This is a genomic window from Microbacterium terricola, assembly GCF_027943945.1.
Taxonomy (GTDB): domain Bacteria; phylum Actinomycetota; class Actinomycetes; order Actinomycetales; family Microbacteriaceae; genus Microbacterium; species Microbacterium terricola.
In genome coordinates, this window is sequence record NZ_AP027141.1 from 2,536,933 (window position 1) to 2,552,987 (window position 16,055).

The 16,055-nt window shown below is 70.7% G+C and carries 19 protein-coding genes and 1 tRNA gene; 7 read left to right on the forward strand and 13 right to left on the reverse strand.

Annotated features, from left to right (window positions below):
* The first annotated feature begins 9 nt into the window (after nucleotides 1-9).
* Entirely contained in the window at nucleotides 10-1,215 is a 1,206-nt protein-coding gene (locus Microterr_RS12105; protein ID WP_263797687.1) for a saccharopine dehydrogenase family protein, read from the forward strand.
* Nucleotides 1,216-1,470: 255 nt separating this feature from the next.
* Here the strand turns inward: Microterr_RS12105 and Microterr_RS12110 are convergent, their stop codons facing one another.
* On the reverse strand, nucleotides 1,471-2,103 hold the full coding sequence (locus Microterr_RS12110) for a DUF1684 domain-containing protein (RefSeq protein WP_263797686.1): 633 nt from the start codon (nucleotides 2,101-2,103) through the stop codon (nucleotides 1,471-1,473).
* A gap of 53 nt (nucleotides 2,104-2,156) precedes the next feature.
* Complete coding sequence (locus Microterr_RS12115; RefSeq protein ID WP_263797685.1) at nucleotides 2,157-3,959, reverse strand: DUF2207 domain-containing protein; 1,803 nt, start codon at nucleotides 3,957-3,959, stop codon at nucleotides 2,157-2,159.
* A 35-nt stretch (nucleotides 3,960-3,994) separates the two neighbouring features.
* Between Microterr_RS12115 and Microterr_RS12120 the strand changes: the two genes are divergently transcribed.
* Nucleotides 3,995-4,435: a MarR family winged helix-turn-helix transcriptional regulator gene (locus tag Microterr_RS12120; protein ID WP_263797684.1), complete on the forward strand. Its 441-nt coding sequence runs from the start codon at nucleotides 3,995-3,997 to the stop codon at nucleotides 4,433-4,435.
* A 33-nt stretch (nucleotides 4,436-4,468) separates the two neighbouring features.
* On the opposite strand, the gene Microterr_RS12125 is transcribed toward Microterr_RS12120, so the two are convergent.
* The 4 genes from Microterr_RS12125 to Microterr_RS12140 are packed head-to-tail and all read right to left on the reverse strand — an operon-like array spanning nucleotide 4,469 to nucleotide 6,942.
* Nucleotides 4,469-5,203 (reverse strand): ABC transporter permease, encoded by a 735-nt coding sequence (locus Microterr_RS12125; RefSeq protein ID WP_263797683.1) that lies wholly within the window; start codon nucleotides 5,201-5,203, stop codon nucleotides 4,469-4,471.
* Nucleotides 5,200-5,985, reverse strand: a complete 786-nt coding sequence (locus Microterr_RS12130) for an ABC transporter ATP-binding protein (RefSeq protein ID WP_263798756.1) — start codon at nucleotides 5,983-5,985, stop codon at nucleotides 5,200-5,202. Before Microterr_RS12130 ends, Microterr_RS12125 begins: the two co-directional genes overlap by 4 nt.
* A gap of 36 nt (nucleotides 5,986-6,021) precedes the next feature.
* Nucleotides 6,022-6,312, reverse strand: a complete 291-nt coding sequence (locus Microterr_RS12135) for a DUF4287 domain-containing protein (RefSeq protein WP_263797682.1) — start codon at nucleotides 6,310-6,312, stop codon at nucleotides 6,022-6,024.
* Between the two features lie 21 nt (nucleotides 6,313-6,333).
* On the reverse strand, nucleotides 6,334-6,942 hold the full coding sequence (locus tag Microterr_RS12140; protein ID WP_263797681.1) for a TetR/AcrR family transcriptional regulator: 609 nt from the start codon (nucleotides 6,940-6,942) through the stop codon (nucleotides 6,334-6,336).
* A 284-nt stretch (nucleotides 6,943-7,226) separates the two neighbouring features.
* Between Microterr_RS12140 and Microterr_RS12145 the strand changes: the two genes are divergently transcribed.
* Nucleotides 7,227-8,204: a hypothetical protein gene (locus Microterr_RS12145; RefSeq protein ID WP_263797680.1), complete on the forward strand. Its 978-nt coding sequence runs from the start codon at nucleotides 7,227-7,229 to the stop codon at nucleotides 8,202-8,204.
* A 153-nt stretch (nucleotides 8,205-8,357) separates the two neighbouring features.
* Here Microterr_RS12145 and Microterr_RS12150 read toward each other — a convergent pair whose 3' ends face one another.
* The 6 genes from Microterr_RS12150 to Microterr_RS12175 all read right to left on the reverse strand — a co-directional run bounded on the left by Microterr_RS12150 (nucleotide 8,358) and on the right by Microterr_RS12175 (nucleotide 13,218).
* On the reverse strand, nucleotides 8,358-9,851 hold the full coding sequence (locus tag Microterr_RS12150; protein ID WP_263797679.1) for an L-serine ammonia-lyase, iron-sulfur-dependent, subunit alpha: 1,494 nt from the start codon (nucleotides 9,849-9,851) through the stop codon (nucleotides 8,358-8,360).
* 96 nt (nucleotides 9,852-9,947) lie between these two features.
* A complete protein-coding gene (locus tag Microterr_RS12155) occupies nucleotides 9,948-10,313 on the reverse strand; it encodes a VOC family protein (protein ID WP_263797678.1) in 366 nt (121 codons plus the stop codon).
* Between the two features lie 3 nt (nucleotides 10,314-10,316).
* Nucleotides 10,317-10,514: a hypothetical protein gene (locus Microterr_RS12160; RefSeq protein ID WP_263797677.1), complete on the reverse strand. Its 198-nt coding sequence runs from the start codon at nucleotides 10,512-10,514 to the stop codon at nucleotides 10,317-10,319.
* Between the two features lie 117 nt (nucleotides 10,515-10,631).
* Entirely contained in the window at nucleotides 10,632-12,329 is a 1,698-nt protein-coding gene (locus Microterr_RS12165; protein WP_449843684.1) for an alkaline phosphatase D family protein, read from the reverse strand.
* A gap of 182 nt (nucleotides 12,330-12,511) precedes the next feature.
* Nucleotides 12,512-12,584, reverse strand: a tRNA-Arg gene (locus Microterr_RS12170).
* Between the two features lie 46 nt (nucleotides 12,585-12,630).
* Nucleotides 12,631-13,218: an asparagine synthase gene (locus tag Microterr_RS12175; RefSeq protein WP_263797675.1), complete on the reverse strand. Its 588-nt coding sequence runs from the start codon at nucleotides 13,216-13,218 to the stop codon at nucleotides 12,631-12,633.
* 92 nt (nucleotides 13,219-13,310) lie between these two features.
* On the opposite strand from Microterr_RS12175, the gene Microterr_RS12180 reads away from it, so the two are divergent.
* A complete protein-coding gene (locus Microterr_RS12180) occupies nucleotides 13,311-14,159 on the forward strand; it encodes an SDR family NAD(P)-dependent oxidoreductase (protein WP_263797673.1) in 849 nt (282 codons plus the stop codon).
* 2 nt (nucleotides 14,160-14,161) lie between these two features.
* On the opposite strand, the gene Microterr_RS12185 is transcribed toward Microterr_RS12180, so the two are convergent.
* Nucleotides 14,162-14,590, reverse strand: a complete 429-nt coding sequence (locus Microterr_RS12185; RefSeq protein ID WP_263797672.1) for a YdeI/OmpD-associated family protein — start codon at nucleotides 14,588-14,590, stop codon at nucleotides 14,162-14,164.
* A 113-nt stretch (nucleotides 14,591-14,703) separates the two neighbouring features.
* Here Microterr_RS12185 and Microterr_RS12190 point away from each other — a divergent pair, with 113 nt between their 5' ends.
* The 3 genes from Microterr_RS12190 to Microterr_RS12200 all read left to right on the forward strand — a co-directional run bounded on the left by Microterr_RS12190 (nucleotide 14,704) and on the right by Microterr_RS12200 (nucleotide 16,024).
* On the forward strand, nucleotides 14,704-14,892 hold the full coding sequence (locus Microterr_RS12190; RefSeq protein WP_263797671.1) for a hypothetical protein: 189 nt from the start codon (nucleotides 14,704-14,706) through the stop codon (nucleotides 14,890-14,892).
* 162 nt (nucleotides 14,893-15,054) lie between these two features.
* On the forward strand, nucleotides 15,055-15,468 hold the full coding sequence (locus tag Microterr_RS12195; RefSeq protein ID WP_263797670.1) for a DUF4383 domain-containing protein: 414 nt from the start codon (nucleotides 15,055-15,057) through the stop codon (nucleotides 15,466-15,468).
* A gap of 34 nt (nucleotides 15,469-15,502) precedes the next feature.
* Complete coding sequence (locus tag Microterr_RS12200; RefSeq protein WP_263797669.1) at nucleotides 15,503-16,024, forward strand: hypothetical protein; 522 nt, start codon at nucleotides 15,503-15,505, stop codon at nucleotides 16,022-16,024.
* The last annotated feature ends 31 nt before the right edge of the window (nucleotides 16,025-16,055 follow it).

Sequence of the window (16,055 nt, forward strand, 5' to 3'; positions counted from 1 at the left end):
TCCCGTCACATGAGCGCGAACACCCGCGAGCACGACATCGTCCTCCTGGGCGCGACCGGGTTCGTCGGCCGCTTCACGGCGGCGCACCTCGCGCGATCGGCACCCGCCGGTGTGCGGATCGCGATCGCGGGCCGCTCGCGGCAGCGGCTGGAGAAGCTGGCCGGCGAGCTCGGGGTCGACTGGCAGATCGTGCAGGTCGACACCGCCGACGCGGCGGACGTCGCCCGCATGGCTGCGTCGGCCTCCGTCGTCGCGACCACCGTGGGCCCGTACCTGCGCTACGGCCTGGGCGTGGTCTCTGCCTGCGCCGCGGCGGGCACCTCGTACGCCGATCTCTCCGGCGAGAGCGCGTTCGTCACGCGCAGCATCGCGCACAATCACGACCTCGCGGGCCGCACGGGAGCGCGCATCGTCCACTCCTGCGGGTTCGACTCGATCCCGTCGGACCTCGGCGTGGGCCTCGCGCACGCGGCCGTCGGAGGCGTCCCGATCGTCGCCGCGGTGCTGCGCGTGCGGGCGCTGCGCGGCGGCATCAGCGGAGGCACGATCGACTCGCTCCGGCAGCAGCTGAAGGAGGCGGAATCGGATCCGGCGGTGCGCCGCGCCATCCGCAGCCCCTACGCCCTCACGCCCGGACCGTCGGCGCGTCTGCCGTATGGGTCGGGCAGCGGATGGGGCAAGGACCGCGCGTCCGCGGCATGGCAGGCGCCGTTCGTCATGGGCGCCTATAACCAGCAGATCGTGCAGCGCTCGAACTATCTGACGGGCTGGGGCTACGGCCAGCTCATGCGGTACCGCGAGGTCGTCATGACCGGTCGCGGCGCGCGGGGCGCCGCTCGTGCCGCCGCCCTGACGGCCGGAACCGCGGCCCTGGTGGGCGGCCTGGCATTCCCCCCGACCCGCGCGCTCCTCGATCGGATGCTGCCCGCCCCGGGCAGCGGGCCCGACGCGGACGCCATCGCCCGCGGACGCTTCGCCCTCGACATCGACGTCTACCCGGTGGAGGGCGAGCCGGTGCGCACCACCATCAGCGCCCCGTTCGACCCCGGCTACGGCGGCACGGGCGTCATGCTCGGCGAATCGGCGCTGAGCCTCGCTCGAGACGACCTGCCCGAGCACGCCGGCGTGCTCACGCCGATGGTCGCGATGGGCGAGGTGCTGGCCGACCGGCTGCGCGCGAACCGGTTCACGATCGCCGTCGCGCCGCTCGGCTGAGGGTGTCCGCGAAGGGCGGACCTGAGCGTTTGCCATGCACCGGAAAAGAATTACGAAAAGATAACGCCCGGCCCTTCCCTTCCGTTACCTGGCCGTTATAGAGTGCAAGCACGGTAGTTGTTTTGCTGTGGCAGCTACCGACATGTGATTGCAGGACACTCTTGGTGCAAGGGACAAGGGCCGGTCGGAAGCCTCTCCGACCGGCCCTTACTCTTGCCGGGACGTCGGGTGGTTTCGATTCGCGCTTCGCGCTACTCAACCCGCGGGGGCGTAGAGCTCACCGACCGGCACTCCGGTGCGGAGCACGTTGCCGGGCGGTGCGAGCGGGCACGCCCAGGCCGGGTCGTACGCGCACGACGGGTTGTACGCGAAGTTGAAGTCCACGACGAGCGTCCCCGCCTCGGGATCGCCGCCGAGATACGCGCCCTTGATGGTGTCGAGCAGGTAGCGGCCTCCGCCGTACGTGCCGCCCGGCTTCCCTGCCAGCGCATCGCGCAGCGGCACGAAGATGCCACCGCCGTATGAGGCCAGCCGCCAGACGTCGAGCGATCCGACGTCCGGGATCTCCAGCATCCCGATCCGCTCGAACGGGACGATCCCGTCGGTGCCTGTCGCGAACTCGAAGCTCAGGGGCTCCGCCTCGACGACGGGCAGCTCGAACCGCCACTGCGGGTCGTACGGCGCGACCGGGAGTCCGGCGAACCCGGGCCGATCATCCTCCAGCACGGGCGTCGCGGGATGGTGCGCCATCAGCTCGTCGCGGCCGAGCCGCCAGCGCTCGTGCGCTGCACGCGGGTCGTCCGCGTCGCGGACGGCGTCGTACAGGGCGAACACCCGCCGCCGCCAGTCGGCGGTGGTGAGCGCGGTGCGAGCGGGGTGGGTGGGCATGGGTTCAGGCTAGGTGCCCGTGGGCGGCGCGCACGACCGGCCGAAACCTCCGGTCACACCCCGCCTCCGCCGCCGCCTCCGCCGCCACCCCCGGCGGAGCCGCCTCCGCTCGAGCCCCCGCTCGACGACGAGGAGGTGGACGCCGCGGACAAGGTCGAGATGCCCGACGAGAACGCCGACGCGTCGAACCCGTGCGTGCCGATGTACCACGCAGGCGCCGCGGCGCCGTAGAGCACAGCGAGATGCTTGGCCCACTGCTTCTCCTGGCCGAAGACGACCGCGTACGGCAGCAGCCGCTCGTAGAGCATCAGCATCTGCCGCGGGTCGTTCACGTCGACAGGCGCCCGCTCGGCGCCGGCCGGGGACTGGAGCATCTGGATCCGGTCGGCCTCTGCCCAGTCGATGAAGACCTTGAGGCCGGCGAGGTGGTCGCGGACTTCGGCGCCGAGCGCGGTGAGGGGCTTGCGGGAGAGGATCACGCCGGTGATCGTCGCGAGCAGCACCGCCAGGATCAGCAGCAGCACGGGCGCAGCCGGCGAGACCCAGGAGACGAGCGCGAAGATCGCGAACAGCACGACCAGCGCGGCCGCACCGAAGACCGCCAGCATCGGCCGCAGCCGCACGCCCGACGGCACGACCCGTCGCAGTCCGGTCAGCTCGAGCTGCCGCTGGGCGGACTTCAGGATGGCCTGCGCCGCGGTCGAGAACGCCGTGTCGCTGCGACCGAACTCGTACACATCGCCCGGCGCCCCGTCGCGACCGAAGAGGCCGTCGAGCAGCATGCGGCCGTCGCCGTCGGCGCGGGAGCGGTCGAGCAGCTCCGCCTGCAGCTTCACCCCGCCGAACAGGCGCTGCTCGCCTTCGACAATGCGGATGCTGCCCACCACGGCCTGCTCGAGCACCTCCGCCGGGATGCCCTTGTTCGGCCGACCGAGCAGCACCGAGCTCTCCAGGGCATCGATGACCGCGGGCGACGTGTACTCGGCGATGATCGTCGGACGCCCCGGATCGTCGCTCAGCCGGCGCACACGCACGGTGACCGCCCACACGAAGGCGACGACCGCACCGGCCGACGCGATCAGCAGCAGCCATCCCCACACCGACGCGAACAGCGAGGGGTTGAAGGGCACGAAGGTGCCGGCCGCGAACCCGACGGCGACCGTCACCGACTGGTACGGCAGCAGATTCGACGCCGACGCGGTGATGGTGGCCGAACCGTCCTCCTCGCGCGCGACCGCGATCTCGCACTGCGTCGTCGAGCCGGTGTAGCCGGCGTAGCACGTCTGCTCGCCCGTCAGGGCCGGTGCGAGCGCAGGGTCCACGTGCAGGGTCATGCCGACGCGGCCGAACGGCTGCGCCCATTCCTCGCCGAGCACGTCCCAGTAGAACTCGTCGGCATCGGTGTCGGAGAAGTACCTCGTCACGTTCTCGAGCTCGTACGTGAACACGTAGGTCTGCGCCCCGTGCACGTACGAATCTGCGGCGCTCGTCACGATCAGGTAGCCGTCGTCGCTCTCGGTCTCGACGGGGCGGCCCGCGCCGCTCTCGTCCGCGACCGACACGAGGTGCGGGTTCAGCGGCGCTCCCTCGTAGGAATCGGGGATGCTGCGCCGCATGCCCCTGTTCTGGTCGTACTCGGGAAACTCGGCGACGAACGTCTCCACCACGCGCAGCCGGCTGGTTCCGTCGTCCGCGGCGGTGAGCGTGAAGTCGACGTCGAGGCTGGCGAACGTGAAGTCCTGCACGTCCGCGCGCGCGGGTGCGGAGGGGACGAGGAGCAGGGCCGCGGCGACGAGGAGGACGGCCAGCATCCCGCCCGTCCGCATGGTGACGGCCCGCCGCGAGATCGTGCTCATACGAACACCCTAGGTGCGCCACTACGCTGGTGCGCATGACCGACCGCCGCCTTGCCGCTGAAGCATGGGAGAGCCTGTTCCGCGCTCAGCACGAGGTGTTCGCGGAGATCTCGAGCGACTTCGAAGGCGCCCCTCTGACGAACGCGGAGTACGACGTGCTGCTGACCGTCGTGCGCGCCCCCGGAATGCAGGCACGGCTGCGCACGGTCACCGCGAATCTGCTGATCAGTCAGCCGTCGGTGTCGCGGCTCGTCGACCGCATGGTCGCCGAGGGCCTCGTCGAGAAGCTGCCCGACCCGGATGACGGTCGCGGCGCGATCGTGAAGGCCACCCCGAAGGCGGGCGCGCTGTTCCGCAAGCTCGCCTCGGCCCACGCCAGCACGATCGCCGGCCGGATGTCGGTGCTCAGCGATGACGAGCTCGCCCAGCTCCTGACGCTCACGCGCAAGCTGCGTGGCGACCGCGCGAACGCCTGAGATCCGGCGGCCGTCGGCGCCCGCGCGGGGCTGCTACGGGGTGCGGCGGCGGAGCGTCAGCGAGGCGAGGATCAGCGCACCCAGCGCGAAGGCCGAGACGATGAGCAGCGGCCCGCTCACGTCCCACCCCTCTTCGCCCGCGGTGACCGCGTTGATCGCGTCGATCGCGTAGCTGAGCGGCAGCCAGTTGCTGATCGCGTAGAGCACGTCGGGCATGTCCTCGCGCGGCATGAACAGGCCGCCCAGGATGATCTGCGGGAACACCAGCAGCGGCATGAACTGCACCGCCTGGAACTCGGTGCGCGCGAAGGCGCTGGCGAGCAGACCGAGGGCGGTGCCGAGGATCGCGTCGACGACGGCGACGAGTCCGAGCTGCCAGATGGGCCCCTCGACCTCGAGGCCGCACACCGCCACCGCGAAAGTGACGGTGATCACGGCCTGCAGAGTCGCCATCAGGCCGAACGCGAGCGCGTAGCCGATGATGAAGTCGGCCTTGTCGATCGGAGTGGTCATCAGCCGCTCGAGCGTGCCGGAGCGCCGTTCACGGAGCGTCGTGATCGAGGTGATGAGGAACATCACGATGAACGGGAAGAGCGCGAGGATCGGGCCGCCGAACTGGTCGAACACGCCCTCCTGGTCGGTGAACAGCCAGGCGAACAGCCCCACCAGCAGGCTGGGGGCGACGAGCATGAGGGCGATGGAGCGCGGGTCGTGCCGCAGCTGCCGCAGCACGCGCGCGGCGGTGGAGAGCGTGCGCATCGGGTTCATCGCTCGCCTCCCCGATGACGTCGAGTGCGACGCGGATGCTGTTCGGCCGCGGTGGAGGGAGCGGCAGCGGGCGCCGCATCGCGTGCGATCAGGGCGAGGAACGCGGCATCCGGGTCCAGTGCGCCGGTGTCGGCGAGCAGCCCCTGCGGCGTCGTGTCGGCGATGATCCGGCCCGCGCGCATGAGCAGCAGTCGGTCGCACCGGAGCGCCTCGTCCATCACATGGCTCGAGACGATGAGCGTCGCCCCCGCGTCCGCGAGCGCCCGGAACACCGTCCACAGCTCGGCGCGCAGCAGCGGATCGAGGCCGACGGTCGGCTCATCGAGCACGATCAGCTCGGGCGACCCGAGCATCGCCACGGCGAGCGACACCCGGTTCTCCTGTCCCCCACTCAAGGACCCGATCGTCTGACGCGCCTGGTCGGCGAGGCCGACCTGTCCGATCACGCGGTCCACGTCGCTGCGCGGGGCGCCGATCAGCCGGGCGAAGTACTCGAGGTTCTGGCGCACGGTCAGGTCGGCGTAGACCGATGCGGCCTGGGTGTCGTAGGCGACGCTGCGGCGCAGCATCCGGCTCCCCGCCGGATTGCCGAGCACCGACACGGTGCCGCCGGCCACTTTCTGCACGCCGACGATGGAGCGCATCAGGGTGGTCTTGCCGCAGCCGGACGGACCGAGCAGGCCGGTGATCTGGCCGCGCGGGATCGTCACGTCGAGCCCGGCGAACACCTCCGTGCTGCCGCGGCGGACGCGGAGCCCGGCGATCTCGACCGCGTTATTCATCACGTGATGAATTATGCGCCGACGGAGCTCGGGCGGTCAAGCGTTCGGGTTGCTCGCAGCGCCGTCGAGCCAGAGCGTGTCGGACTTGTCGCTGTGCGCCGTGCCGGTGCCGACGTGCTTCTGGTCGATCTGCGGACCCTTCGTGATGACGTGCACGAGCGCCATCGCGTGGCCGCGCCCGAGCCCGTAGTCCTCGGCGAGCCAGGCGACGATCTCGCCGGACTTCGTACCGGGGCCGAAGCCCTTCTCCTCCGCTTTCGCGATGAACTCGCGGGGCGTCAGGCCGGTCTTGTCTTCGATGTTGTCGAGGTATGCCTGGAATGACATGGTTTCTCCTGTGGGTGGTGCCTACTCGGTGAGGTAGCGCTGCACGGTGGGCGCGACGCGTGCGACGAGGTCATCGACCGAGGCACTGGCCACGGCCGGGAGCTTCAGCAGGTAGCGCGCGACGATCAGCCCGGCGACCTGCGAGGCGACGAGCCCCGCGCGCAGCTCGGCATCGGGCGTGCCGATCGACGCCGCGATGCGTCCGAGCAGCTCGCGCGCGAGGAAGCCGGAGAGCAGCGGCGTCGCGAGCTTGTTGCCGAGCGCCGAGCGCATCAGCACGACGCCGCGCTTGCGGACATCTGGCCGCTCCCACTGCTCGAGGAGGTAGCGGACGATGCGCTCGCCGAGACCGTCGAGCGGCCCGTCGAGCAGCAGGGGCACCTGCACGTCCGGGCGGATCGGCGAGCCGATCGTCTCGGCGAACAGATCGGCCTTCGTGCCGAAGTAGTGGTGCACGAGCGCGGAGTCGACGCCCGCGCGCGCGGCGATGCCGCGGACGGTGGCGCCGTCGTAGCCGAGCTCGCCGAACTCGTCGACCGCGGCGGTCAGAATGCGCTCGCGTGAGCCGGACTCCCCCGCCCGCGGGCGGCCGCGGCCCCGCTTCGGGGTCGGCACGGCGAACTCGGGCATGGCGCTCAGCCTAGGGCGCGCGTCCGACGCGGGGCACCCTCGGGCCCGGGGTGGTTCCGGTGACGGTTGCTGCCGCATCTTGCTGTCGCAGCGACCACAACTGACACCTCGCGGGCCATCCCTGTGACCCTGAGGCGATTCGGTGACAGTTGGTGCCGCATCCTGCTGTCGCAGCGACCACAACTGACACCTCGCAGGCCCTCCCCAGACATGGTGGCGCCCAGATTGTCCACGGATGCTGTCGCCGCCCAAGTCCTGAGAGTGGCGAGGTGCACAGTGGGCCGATGTCGCCCCACGCCCGCCGGCTGCCCGCAGAGCTCGCGGTGGCCTTCACCCGCAGTCAAGCGCTCGAGCGCGGAGTGACGCCCAGGCGTCTGCGAGCCCGCGATCTCGAGACTCCGTTCCGCGGGGTGCGACTCCGACCTGAACCACCGGGCCAGCCCCCGGACGGGCCGCTCGCGCTCGATCGGCTCTCGCGCGCGAGGCTGATGCGCCGGGCACGTGCGTACGGCCTGATCATGTCGACGGAGTCCTTCTTCATCGGGCGCACAGCTGCAGTGATCCTCGGCGCGCCCCTCGAACACACTGGTGACCTCGACGTCGGGGTGTTCGCGCCGGCTCGCGCGCCTCGCCGCAGGGGCATCCGCGCGATGAAGCTCGCCCGCGGTCTCGCCGCAGTCCTGTCACACGACGGGCTGCGGGTCACCTCGCCCGCGACGACGTGGGCGATGCTCGCCGGCGAGCTCAGCATCCGTCAACTCGTGCACATCGGCGACGCATTCGTGCGCGTGCCGCGCGACGGCCGCGGCCACCATCAGCCGGCGATGGCGCTCACGACGATCGAACTCCTCCGGCGGGCGGCGCTCGCTCCTCGTCGACGCGAGAGGGCCAAGCTCCTCGCTGCGCTCGCGCTGGTGCGGGTGGGGAGCGCCTCCCCCCTCGAGTCCGACTTCCGCATCGACGCAGCGCGCGCGGGGCTGCCCGAGCCCGAGCTGGATGTCGAGATCTTCGCCGACCACGGCCGCCGCATCGGCATCAGCGAGGTCGTGTTCCCTCGTTTCCGAACCGTGGTCGAGATCGAAGGCGACCACCACCGCACGAGTCGCGCGCAGTGGCACCGGGACATCGAGAAGTACGCGGCGTATGGGGCGGAGGGGTGGGAAGTGGTGCGCCTCACGTCCGAGCACATCAGGGGCCAGCACCCGCTGGCGGTGGGGATGGTTTGGGCGGTGCTCCTCCGCCACGGGTGGCAGCCGGAATGAGGTGTCAGCTCGTGCCGCACCGCCGGCATCCAGCGACCACACCTGCCACCTCACGCCCGCTGCATCCCCGCGTCCCCCCGTGAGGTGTCAGCTCGTGCCGCAACGCCCGCATCCAGCGACCACAACTGCCACCTCAACGGGGATCCTGCCCGCTCAGCATTCGATGACGTTCACCGCGAGGCCGCCCTCGCTCGTCTCCTTGTACTTCGTGGACATGTCGATCCCGGTCTGGCGCATCGTCTCGACCACCGTGTCGAGCGAGACGTAGTGCGAGCCGTCGCCGCGGAGGGCGAGGCGGGCCGCGGTCACGGCGGTCGAGGCGGCGATGGCGTTGCGCTCGATGCACGGGATCTGCACGAGCCCGCCGACCGGGTCGCAGGTCAGGCCGAGGTGGTGCTCCATCGCGATCTCGGCGGCGTTCTCGATCTGCCGGTTGGTGCCGCCCATCACGGCGGTCAGGCCGGCGGCCGCCATGGCGCAGGCCGAGCCGACCTCGGCCTGGCAGCCGCCCTCGGCGCCGGAGATCGACGCGTTGGCCTTGAACAGCGACCCGAGGGCCGTGGCCGTGAGCAGGTAGCGGCGGATCCCCCTGCGCCGGTTCGCCTCGGCCATCGCGTCGGGCGCGGCCGGCATCGCGGCGATCTCCGGCATGGGCGCGTGCATGCCCAGCAGCGCGCTGCCGACGAGCTCGCCGTGCGGGGTCACGGCGTTGCCGACACCCAGCCCCGAGTCGGCCATGAACCGCCACCAGTACATCGCGACCGCGGGCACGATGCCCGCCGCCCCGTTGGTCGGCGCGGTCACGACGCGCCCGCCCGCGGCGTTCTCCTCGTTGACCGCGAGCGCGAACGCCCCGAGCCACTCGCCCGGCAGCTCTCGGCCTCCGTCGGCTTCGACCGTCTCGAGCTGCGCGCGGATCGCCGCCGCGCGGCGCTTCACCCGCAGCATCCCGGGGAGGGTGCCGTCCGCGGCGAGTCCCGCGTCGACGCATCCGGCCATGGCATCCCAGATGGCATCGAGGCCCGCCGCGATCTCGGACTCGCTCCGCAGCGCCTCCTCGTTGATGCGCGCGGCTTCGGCGATCGTCAGATGCAGCTCGTCGCAGATCGCGAGCAGCTCCTCGGCCGTGTCGAACGCGAGCGGGAACGGATGCGTCGCCACCCGCGGCTCCTCGCCGTCGCGCCGGATGAACCCGCCCCCGACCGAATAGTAGGTCTCGGTCGCGACCACGGCGCCACCGGCATCCGTCGCCGTCAGGGTCATCGCATTCGGATGCCCCGGCAGGCGCGTGCGCGGCTCGAAGGCGATGTCCCCTTTCGAGAACGGGATGCTGCGACCGCCGTCGAGCGTGAGCGGGGCCTCGTCGGGCCAGCCGACCCAGGCCGAGCGCACCTCAGCCGGATCCACCGTCTCCGGCTCGAGGCCCTGCAGCCCCGCCACGACGGCATCGGGCGTGCCGTGGCCGAGGCCCGTCGCGCCGAGGGATCCGTACAGCACGCAGGCGACGCGAGCCACGGCATCGAGCTCGCCGCCCGCGCGCAGGCGCGCGGCGAAGTCCCTGGCCGCCCGCATGGGGCCGACCGTGTGCGAGCTCGAGGGTCCTACACCGATGGAGAACAGCTCGAACGCCGAGACGTAGGCGCTCATGCCCCCAGGCTACGCCCCCCGGAGCAGATCGCATCGCCACAGCGCGCCGACATGGGCGTCCTGCCGCTCAGACCGATCGACCTCTGTGCGGTCTGCTCACGCACGCTGGAACGCGATCAGCCCCACCGTGTTGCCCTCGGAGTCGCGGATGAACGCCTGCCACTCCTCGTGGCCACCTGGGCCGAGCGCGTCGCCGTCGTGCGTGAAGATCACGTGCGGCGCGCTGAGCACCTCGGCGCGGCCGTCGAGCCGCTCGAGCACCTCGTGCACGTTGTCGACATGGAGGTAGATCAGGGCGGACGGCGCATTGCGGTCGAGCAGGAGCCGCACCCCGTCGAGATCGAAGAACAGGAGTCCGGGCGGATCGAACCGCGCAGTCGACCGCGCCCCGAGGAGTTCGCTGTAGAACGCCTCCGCACGATCGAGATCGTCGGCGTGCTGCGCCACCTGCACGAGTCGCATCGCCTAGCGGGTTCCTTCCGCTTCCGCGGGGTCGCCCTGGTCGCCCGGATCCTCGGGGTCGGGCGACGCAGGGCTGCCTTCGATGCTCTCGAGCGAGTTCGGGACCGTGAGGTCCTCGTCGTCCACGACCTCGGGCGCTGCGGGTGGTTCGGCGTCCTGGTCGAGGACGCCCCGGTCGCCTGTGGAGTCTGTGCCGGTCATGAGGGATCCTTTCGCATGACTTCACCGTCTCACCGGGGACGCGAGCGGGGAAGGGGATTGACGGGCGACCGGCACGCCTCCACCCGGGCCGGCCCCGACCGCCGCCCGCAGTAGCCGCTATTTCTCGGCGCGGGTCTCGCCTGGACTGTTCCGCGTCACCGAAGGGCGTGGGCCCACCACGATCCGCGCGACTTCTTCCCTTCGCGGATGCCGCTCGTCGCCGTTTTCGACCACGCCCTTGTGCCAGGTCAACTCGAGGCCGTCAGGTGTGTCCCGCAGCACCGAGAGATTGTTGTCGAACCACGGCCCCTTGGTCGTCGTCCACTGGAATGGCGGATCGGGCACTTTCGCCGAGCGGGCGACGACGGCACCGACCGGACGCGCCAGGCCGTACGACATCACGACCGAGAACCAGCGCATCAGGATCGGCAGCGGATTGCGCACCGGAGAGCACACCGCTTGCACGATCCTGCCCCCGCCGGACCGCTCGACCTCGGCGACGTAGGAGAAGTGCACGTCGCCGGAGAGGACCACCATCGAGTCGGGCGCGGTGCCCCGGCCTCCGTCGGCGATCTCCGTCAGGACACTCGCCAGCGACTGGAAGCTGCCCTGCCAGGCGGCCCAGTGCTCGAGATCCACCATCTGCCGCAGGCGTTCGCCGATCCGGGCAGCGAAACGCCCCCAGGCGCCCTGCGAGATCGCTTCGTCCCAGGACTCGACGTGATGCAGCCCGATAGGCAGCAGGAACGGCAGCGAGGTCGCGACGAGCAGATGTCGGAAGCCGCCCTGCAGGCGCTCGTCCAGCCACTCCCACTCCGTCGAATCGACCAGCGCTCGGGCCGTGGGCGTGAGGTCACGAGCTGCCCGGGAGTCGACGACCACCAGACGGATGTCGCCGAAGTCGCGGCAGTAGCTGAAACGGTACGTGCGCGGCTCGCGGTCCACCCGATCCGCGAAGGCGTCCAATGCATCGGTGATGTCCAGCTCACCGGGACCGGAGTGTGCGCTGATCTGCTGCCAGATCTCGTCGTCTGCGCGTTGTGCGGGAGAGAGGTTGCCCAGGTGCTGGTAAACCCAGTAGGAGGCCAGCCCGGCGACGATGCGGTCGTGCCACCACGACGTCGCCTCCATCTGCCTCTTCCAGTCCAGGGACGCATTCCAGTCGTCGCGGACGTCGTGGTCGTCGAAGATCATGGCGCTGGGTACGGTCGACAGCAGCCATCGGTTGGCATCATCCGACCAGGCGAGCTGATACAGGTGCGCGTACTCCTCGAAGTCCTTGAGCTCTTTGCCGGGAGGCTCGCGAATGTCGCGGCGATCGCGGATGAACTCCTGCATGGCCTCGGTGGTCATGTCGGCGTATACCTGGTCGCCCAGGAGCAGCATGAGATCCGGCCGAAGCGACGCATCCTCGCCCAAGGCCAGAGCGAACGTCCGCATCGCGTCGACGCCGTGTGTGCGATTGCCGGTGGCGTCGTGGTCCACGCTCGTGCGACACGATCCCCACGCCATCCGCAGAGGCTGCTCAGGTGCTCGCGTGGCGATGACGGGAGCCGGCAGCGGCGAGCCCGGCCGCGGCCACACCCGATCCCCGTCGAGACGAACCTCATAGGGCGCCACCGACCCCGGTGCGAGATCGTCAAGCTCGACGAGGGCGTAGTGATGTCCATGCACCGCGAACGTCCGCGCACTCCACTCGCGCTCGCCCACGCTCACACTGACGGCAGCGTCGCCCGCGGTCTCGACCCAGACTGTGGCGCAGGTCTCTGCGGTGTAGCGGAGCATCGGTCCGAGGAGGAGAGAGGAGGACCCCATGATTCCAGGTCTAGCGGTCCTCGCCGGCACGCGCCACAGGTTGACGGGGAACCGCCGGTGTGCGGTCAACCGCTCGAGGCCGGAATCACCCTCTACGTCGCTCAGTGCGCGAGCACAAGGGTCCGGAGACGAAAAAAGGGCCGATGATCGGCCCTTTTCCCATTTACTGTCTCAACACAGTGTGCGCCCGAAGAGACTCGAACTCCCAACCTTCTGATCCGTAGTCAGATGCTCTATCCATTGAGCTACGGGCGCAAGTGCCGGCGCACGAAACGGCGCGCGGGCACTCGACGAGAATACCCTACGACCGGCCGGGGCGCGAATCGACGGCGGCCCCACCGCGCGCTGCGGCGACGTGACGGCGATGCGCCGCGAGCCGGGGAAGGTCCACCAGCACGAGCGCCTGCATGCGCGCGGCGCGCATCTGCCCGTAGTCGTCCTCGAGGTCGGGGCGGGCGGCCTCCGCCTGCAGCCGGCGCTGCAGATTCGCTTCGACGTCGCCCCATGCGGCGTCCCGCGACTGCTCGACGAGATCGTTCACGGCATCCTCGTCGGCCGCCTGCTCGCGCAGCGCCTTCGCGACGCCGAGATACTGCCGCCGACGGCGGCGCAGGTTGGACATGTCGCGGTCGCGGTAGTCGTGCGTGCCGTCCGGGTCGGTGTGCTTGCCCCACGCCCGCTTGCGCAGGCGCTGCGCCAGCTCGGCGGCCTGCTCCTGCTCCGCGGCGAGCGCCTCCAGGGTCTCGATCGCGAAAGCCGCGAACCGCTCGACATCGAACGGCGCATCACGCGCGATCGTCTCGACGAGGATGTGGTTGCGCACGGCGAGACGCGCGGCAGCGGACGCGATCGAGACACCCTCGGCGATGGCATCCGAGGTTCTTCCCATGCACCCACCTCCCCTTCCACGAGGTTAGCGTCAGCGGACCCCTCGCGAGTCCGTCAGAATCTATGGAGCACCCGATCTCCGGAAGGACCCCCATGGCCAGGATGCTGCGCCTCGACGTCGACGGCGCCACGAGCGTCATCACCGGCGCCGCCAGCGGCATGGGCGCCGACGTCGCCCGTCAGCTCGCGGCGCGCGGCGCGCGCATCGCCCTGCTCGACCGCAACGCGGAAGGGCTCGCGGCGGTGGCCGCGACGCTGCCGGGCACCGGTCACACGGTGCACGTGGTCGACCTCACGGACGATGCCGCCGTGCGGGCGATCGCGGCGGAGGTCGCCGCATCCCACCCGCGCGTGCAGACCCTCATCACGTGCGCCGGCTCCTCCATGCTGGGCGACATCGACCAGCTCACGATGGAGGAGATGCGCTGGCTGATGGACGTGAACCTGTGGGGCACCGTCAACATCACCCAGGCTCTGCTGCCCGCGCTGCGCGAGCAGCCTGCCGCGCACATCACCCACCTGGTGTCGATCTACGGCCTGGCCGCCCCGGCCGGTCGCATCCCGTACGCGATGAGCAAGTACGCGGTGCGCGGGTTCACCGAGGCGCTGCGCAACGAGCTGTCGGGCTCGACGGTGAGCGTGGGCGCGATCTACCCCGCGGGTGTCAAGACCGGCATCATCCTGCACGGACGCTTCGCCGCCGCGATCGATCCGGCCGTCGCCGACCGGGCCGCCCAGGCGCAGGCGCGGATGTACCACACCGAGCCCGCGGACGCCGCGCGGCGGATCGTCGACGCGACCATCGCCCGGAAGCCCCGCACGATGGTCGGCCGCGAAGCGCGGCTGGTGGACGTGCTCGCACGGGTGCTGCCGACCCGCTACTGGGCCTTCATGCGCCGCCCGCTGCGGGAGGCGATCGACACGACGACGCCGGTGCGCTGAACTCAGGCGAGTCCCGCGACGATCTTCTCGACCCGTCGCGCGCGGGTGTCCGCGGCCTTCGCACCCTCGACGTTCGTCACGTGCGCCTTGCGCGCGCTCGGCGAGAGGGCGTCGAATGCGGCACGCGCGCCGGCTTCCTGCAGCGCCGTGGCGAGGTCGTCCGGCACCTGGACCTCGCGCGGAGCCGTGTCGAGGGTGAGCTCGACCGAGATCGGGTCGCCGCCCTTCAGTCCGGTCGCCGCACGCTTGTCCGAGCTGAACGCGATGAGGTACCTGCCTCCCATAACGGCGACCGTGCTGCGGTACTCGAAGCCGTTGACCGAGACCGCGACCGGCGGCCGCTTGCCCCCGCCCAGTTCCTCGATGACCTCGGGCGGAACCTCGATGCCGGTGTTGTTGCCCACTTGGGAGAGTGTCGTCTCGTAGCGCATCCTTCGGACGTACCAGGCCACCCGGCGACACGCAAGCCCCAGACTCCTGGAGCGGCGTCGACGTAGCGTCGAATCACGACAGTCCTTCACGAAGGGAGCGGACCATGGGATTCATGGACGACGCCAAGGAAACGGCCGAGACGGCCGGACGCAAGATCCAGGATGCGTGGGAAGACACCACGGACAAGATCGGCGACAAGGTCGACGAGGCCAAGGCGAACGCAGATGTGAAGAAGGCGGAAGCCGAGCGGGATTCCGTCGAGAAGCGCAACGAGATCAAAGAGAAGCTGCGCGACAGCTGACCTGACTCAGGCGGTACGCGGGCGAGGGGCTCCGGAGGATGACCTCCGGGGCCTTTCGCGTGCCGCGGGCGCCTCTTTCCGATCCGATCCAAACCGATCGGCGGAGGCCTCCGAAGAACCTCAGACGCGACATCCGTCGCGCGAGAACCGGAGGTTGAATCCATGCGCTCCTCACCGAACCGCCTCGTCGGCACCATCTTCGGCGCCGTCTATCTTCTCGTCGGTCTGCTCGGCTTCGCCGTGACCGGCGGTGTCGGCTTCATCGCCACCGAAGGCGGGCTGCTGCTCGGCATCTTCGAGGTCAACCCGCTCCACAACGTCGCCCACCTGCTCATCGGCGCAGCCCTGCTGATCGCCGGACTGGCATCGGTGCGGGCGGCCAAGGCCACCAACGTCACCGTGGGCACCGCCTACCTGGTGCTGGGCGTCGTCGGCTTCTTCCTCGTCGGAACGAGCCTCAACATTCTCGCGCTGAACACGTTCGACCACTTCCTGCACCTCGCGAGCGCCCTCGTGCTGCTCGGTGTGGGACTCGCGGCCGATCGCAGCGAACAGACGTCAGGCCTCACGGCCTGACCCCCCGGAGCGCGTGATGGTCGAGACTCCCGTGGTGAGCGCCACGGGGCAGGATGCTTCGGCATGGGCTGCCCCGTCGGCGTGGGGGGCGGGACTCATCCAGATCGCGCTGGGCGCCGGGCTGGCGACGTCGGGCCTCTCCTGGGGGATGGGCCTGGCTGCCCTCGGCGCTGTCGGGATCGCTTGGGGAGCGATGGCACTCGCCCGCGGACGCGTAATCGCGCCGCGGGCGGGTGTTGCGGGGGCGCTCGGCGGCCTCGTCGCGCTCGTCGTCGCGATGGCGGCAGACCCTGGCCGCACGAGCGTGTTCGCCGTGACGGCGAGCGGGATGCTGCTGCTCGCCGCCGCGATCGCGTGCGGGCTGACGCTGCGGGGTGGCATCCATCGGGCACGCCGCACCAGCTACGCCGCACCGCGGACGCGGCTCGTGCCGCTGATCGCCGCGGCCGTCCTGGTCGCCGCGATCGTGACGCCGGCGCTCAGCGCCACCGAGGCAGGGCGCCTCGCGCCCTCGCACTCCGGGCACGGCCTGACCGAGACCCCGCACGACCACTGACCGCGCGGGGTGAGGTGTCAGCTCGTGACCC

What these genes read in the sequence shown, in the direction of transcription:
- Microterr_RS12105 (WP_263797687.1), top strand. Translation starts at nt 10, where the DNA reads ATGAGCGCGAACACCCGCGAGCACGACATCGTCCTCCTGGGCGCGACC.
- Microterr_RS12110 (WP_263797686.1), bottom strand. Translation starts at nt 2,103, where the DNA reads ATGCCCACCCACCCCGCTCGCACCGCGCTCACCACCGCCGACTGGCGG.
- Microterr_RS12115 (WP_263797685.1), bottom strand. Translation starts at nt 3,959, where the DNA reads ATGAGCACGATCTCGCGGCGGGCCGTCACCATGCGGACGGGCGGGATG.
- Microterr_RS12120 (WP_263797684.1), top strand. Translation starts at nt 3,995, where the DNA reads ATGACCGACCGCCGCCTTGCCGCTGAAGCATGGGAGAGCCTGTTCCGC.
- Microterr_RS12125 (WP_263797683.1), bottom strand. Translation starts at nt 5,203, where the DNA reads ATGAACCCGATGCGCACGCTCTCCACCGCCGCGCGCGTGCTGCGGCAG.
- Microterr_RS12130 (WP_263798756.1), bottom strand. Translation starts at nt 5,985, where the DNA reads ATGAATAACGCGGTCGAGATCGCCGGGCTCCGCGTCCGCCGCGGCAGC.
- Microterr_RS12135 (WP_263797682.1), bottom strand. Translation starts at nt 6,312, where the DNA reads ATGTCATTCCAGGCATACCTCGACAACATCGAAGACAAGACCGGCCTG.
- Microterr_RS12140 (WP_263797681.1), bottom strand. Translation starts at nt 6,942, where the DNA reads ATGCCCGAGTTCGCCGTGCCGACCCCGAAGCGGGGCCGCGGCCGCCCG.
- Microterr_RS12145 (WP_263797680.1), top strand. Translation starts at nt 7,227, where the DNA reads ATGTCGCCCCACGCCCGCCGGCTGCCCGCAGAGCTCGCGGTGGCCTTC.
- Microterr_RS12150 (WP_263797679.1), bottom strand. Translation starts at nt 9,851, where the DNA reads ATGAGCGCCTACGTCTCGGCGTTCGAGCTGTTCTCCATCGGTGTAGGA.
- Microterr_RS12155 (WP_263797678.1), bottom strand. Translation starts at nt 10,313, where the DNA reads ATGCGACTCGTGCAGGTGGCGCAGCACGCCGACGATCTCGATCGTGCG.
- Microterr_RS12160 (WP_263797677.1), bottom strand. Translation starts at nt 10,514, where the DNA reads ATGACCGGCACAGACTCCACAGGCGACCGGGGCGTCCTCGACCAGGAC.
- Microterr_RS12165 (WP_449843684.1), bottom strand. Translation starts at nt 12,329, where the DNA reads ATGGGGTCCTCCTCTCTCCTCCTCGGACCGATGCTCCGCTACACCGCA.
- Microterr_RS12175 (WP_263797675.1), bottom strand. Translation starts at nt 13,218, where the DNA reads ATGGGAAGAACCTCGGATGCCATCGCCGAGGGTGTCTCGATCGCGTCC.
- Microterr_RS12180 (WP_263797673.1), top strand. Translation starts at nt 13,311, where the DNA reads ATGGCCAGGATGCTGCGCCTCGACGTCGACGGCGCCACGAGCGTCATC.
- Microterr_RS12185 (WP_263797672.1), bottom strand. Translation starts at nt 14,590, where the DNA reads ATGCGCTACGAGACGACACTCTCCCAAGTGGGCAACAACACCGGCATC.
- Microterr_RS12190 (WP_263797671.1), top strand. Translation starts at nt 14,704, where the DNA reads ATGGACGACGCCAAGGAAACGGCCGAGACGGCCGGACGCAAGATCCAG.
- Microterr_RS12195 (WP_263797670.1), top strand. Translation starts at nt 15,055, where the DNA reads ATGCGCTCCTCACCGAACCGCCTCGTCGGCACCATCTTCGGCGCCGTC.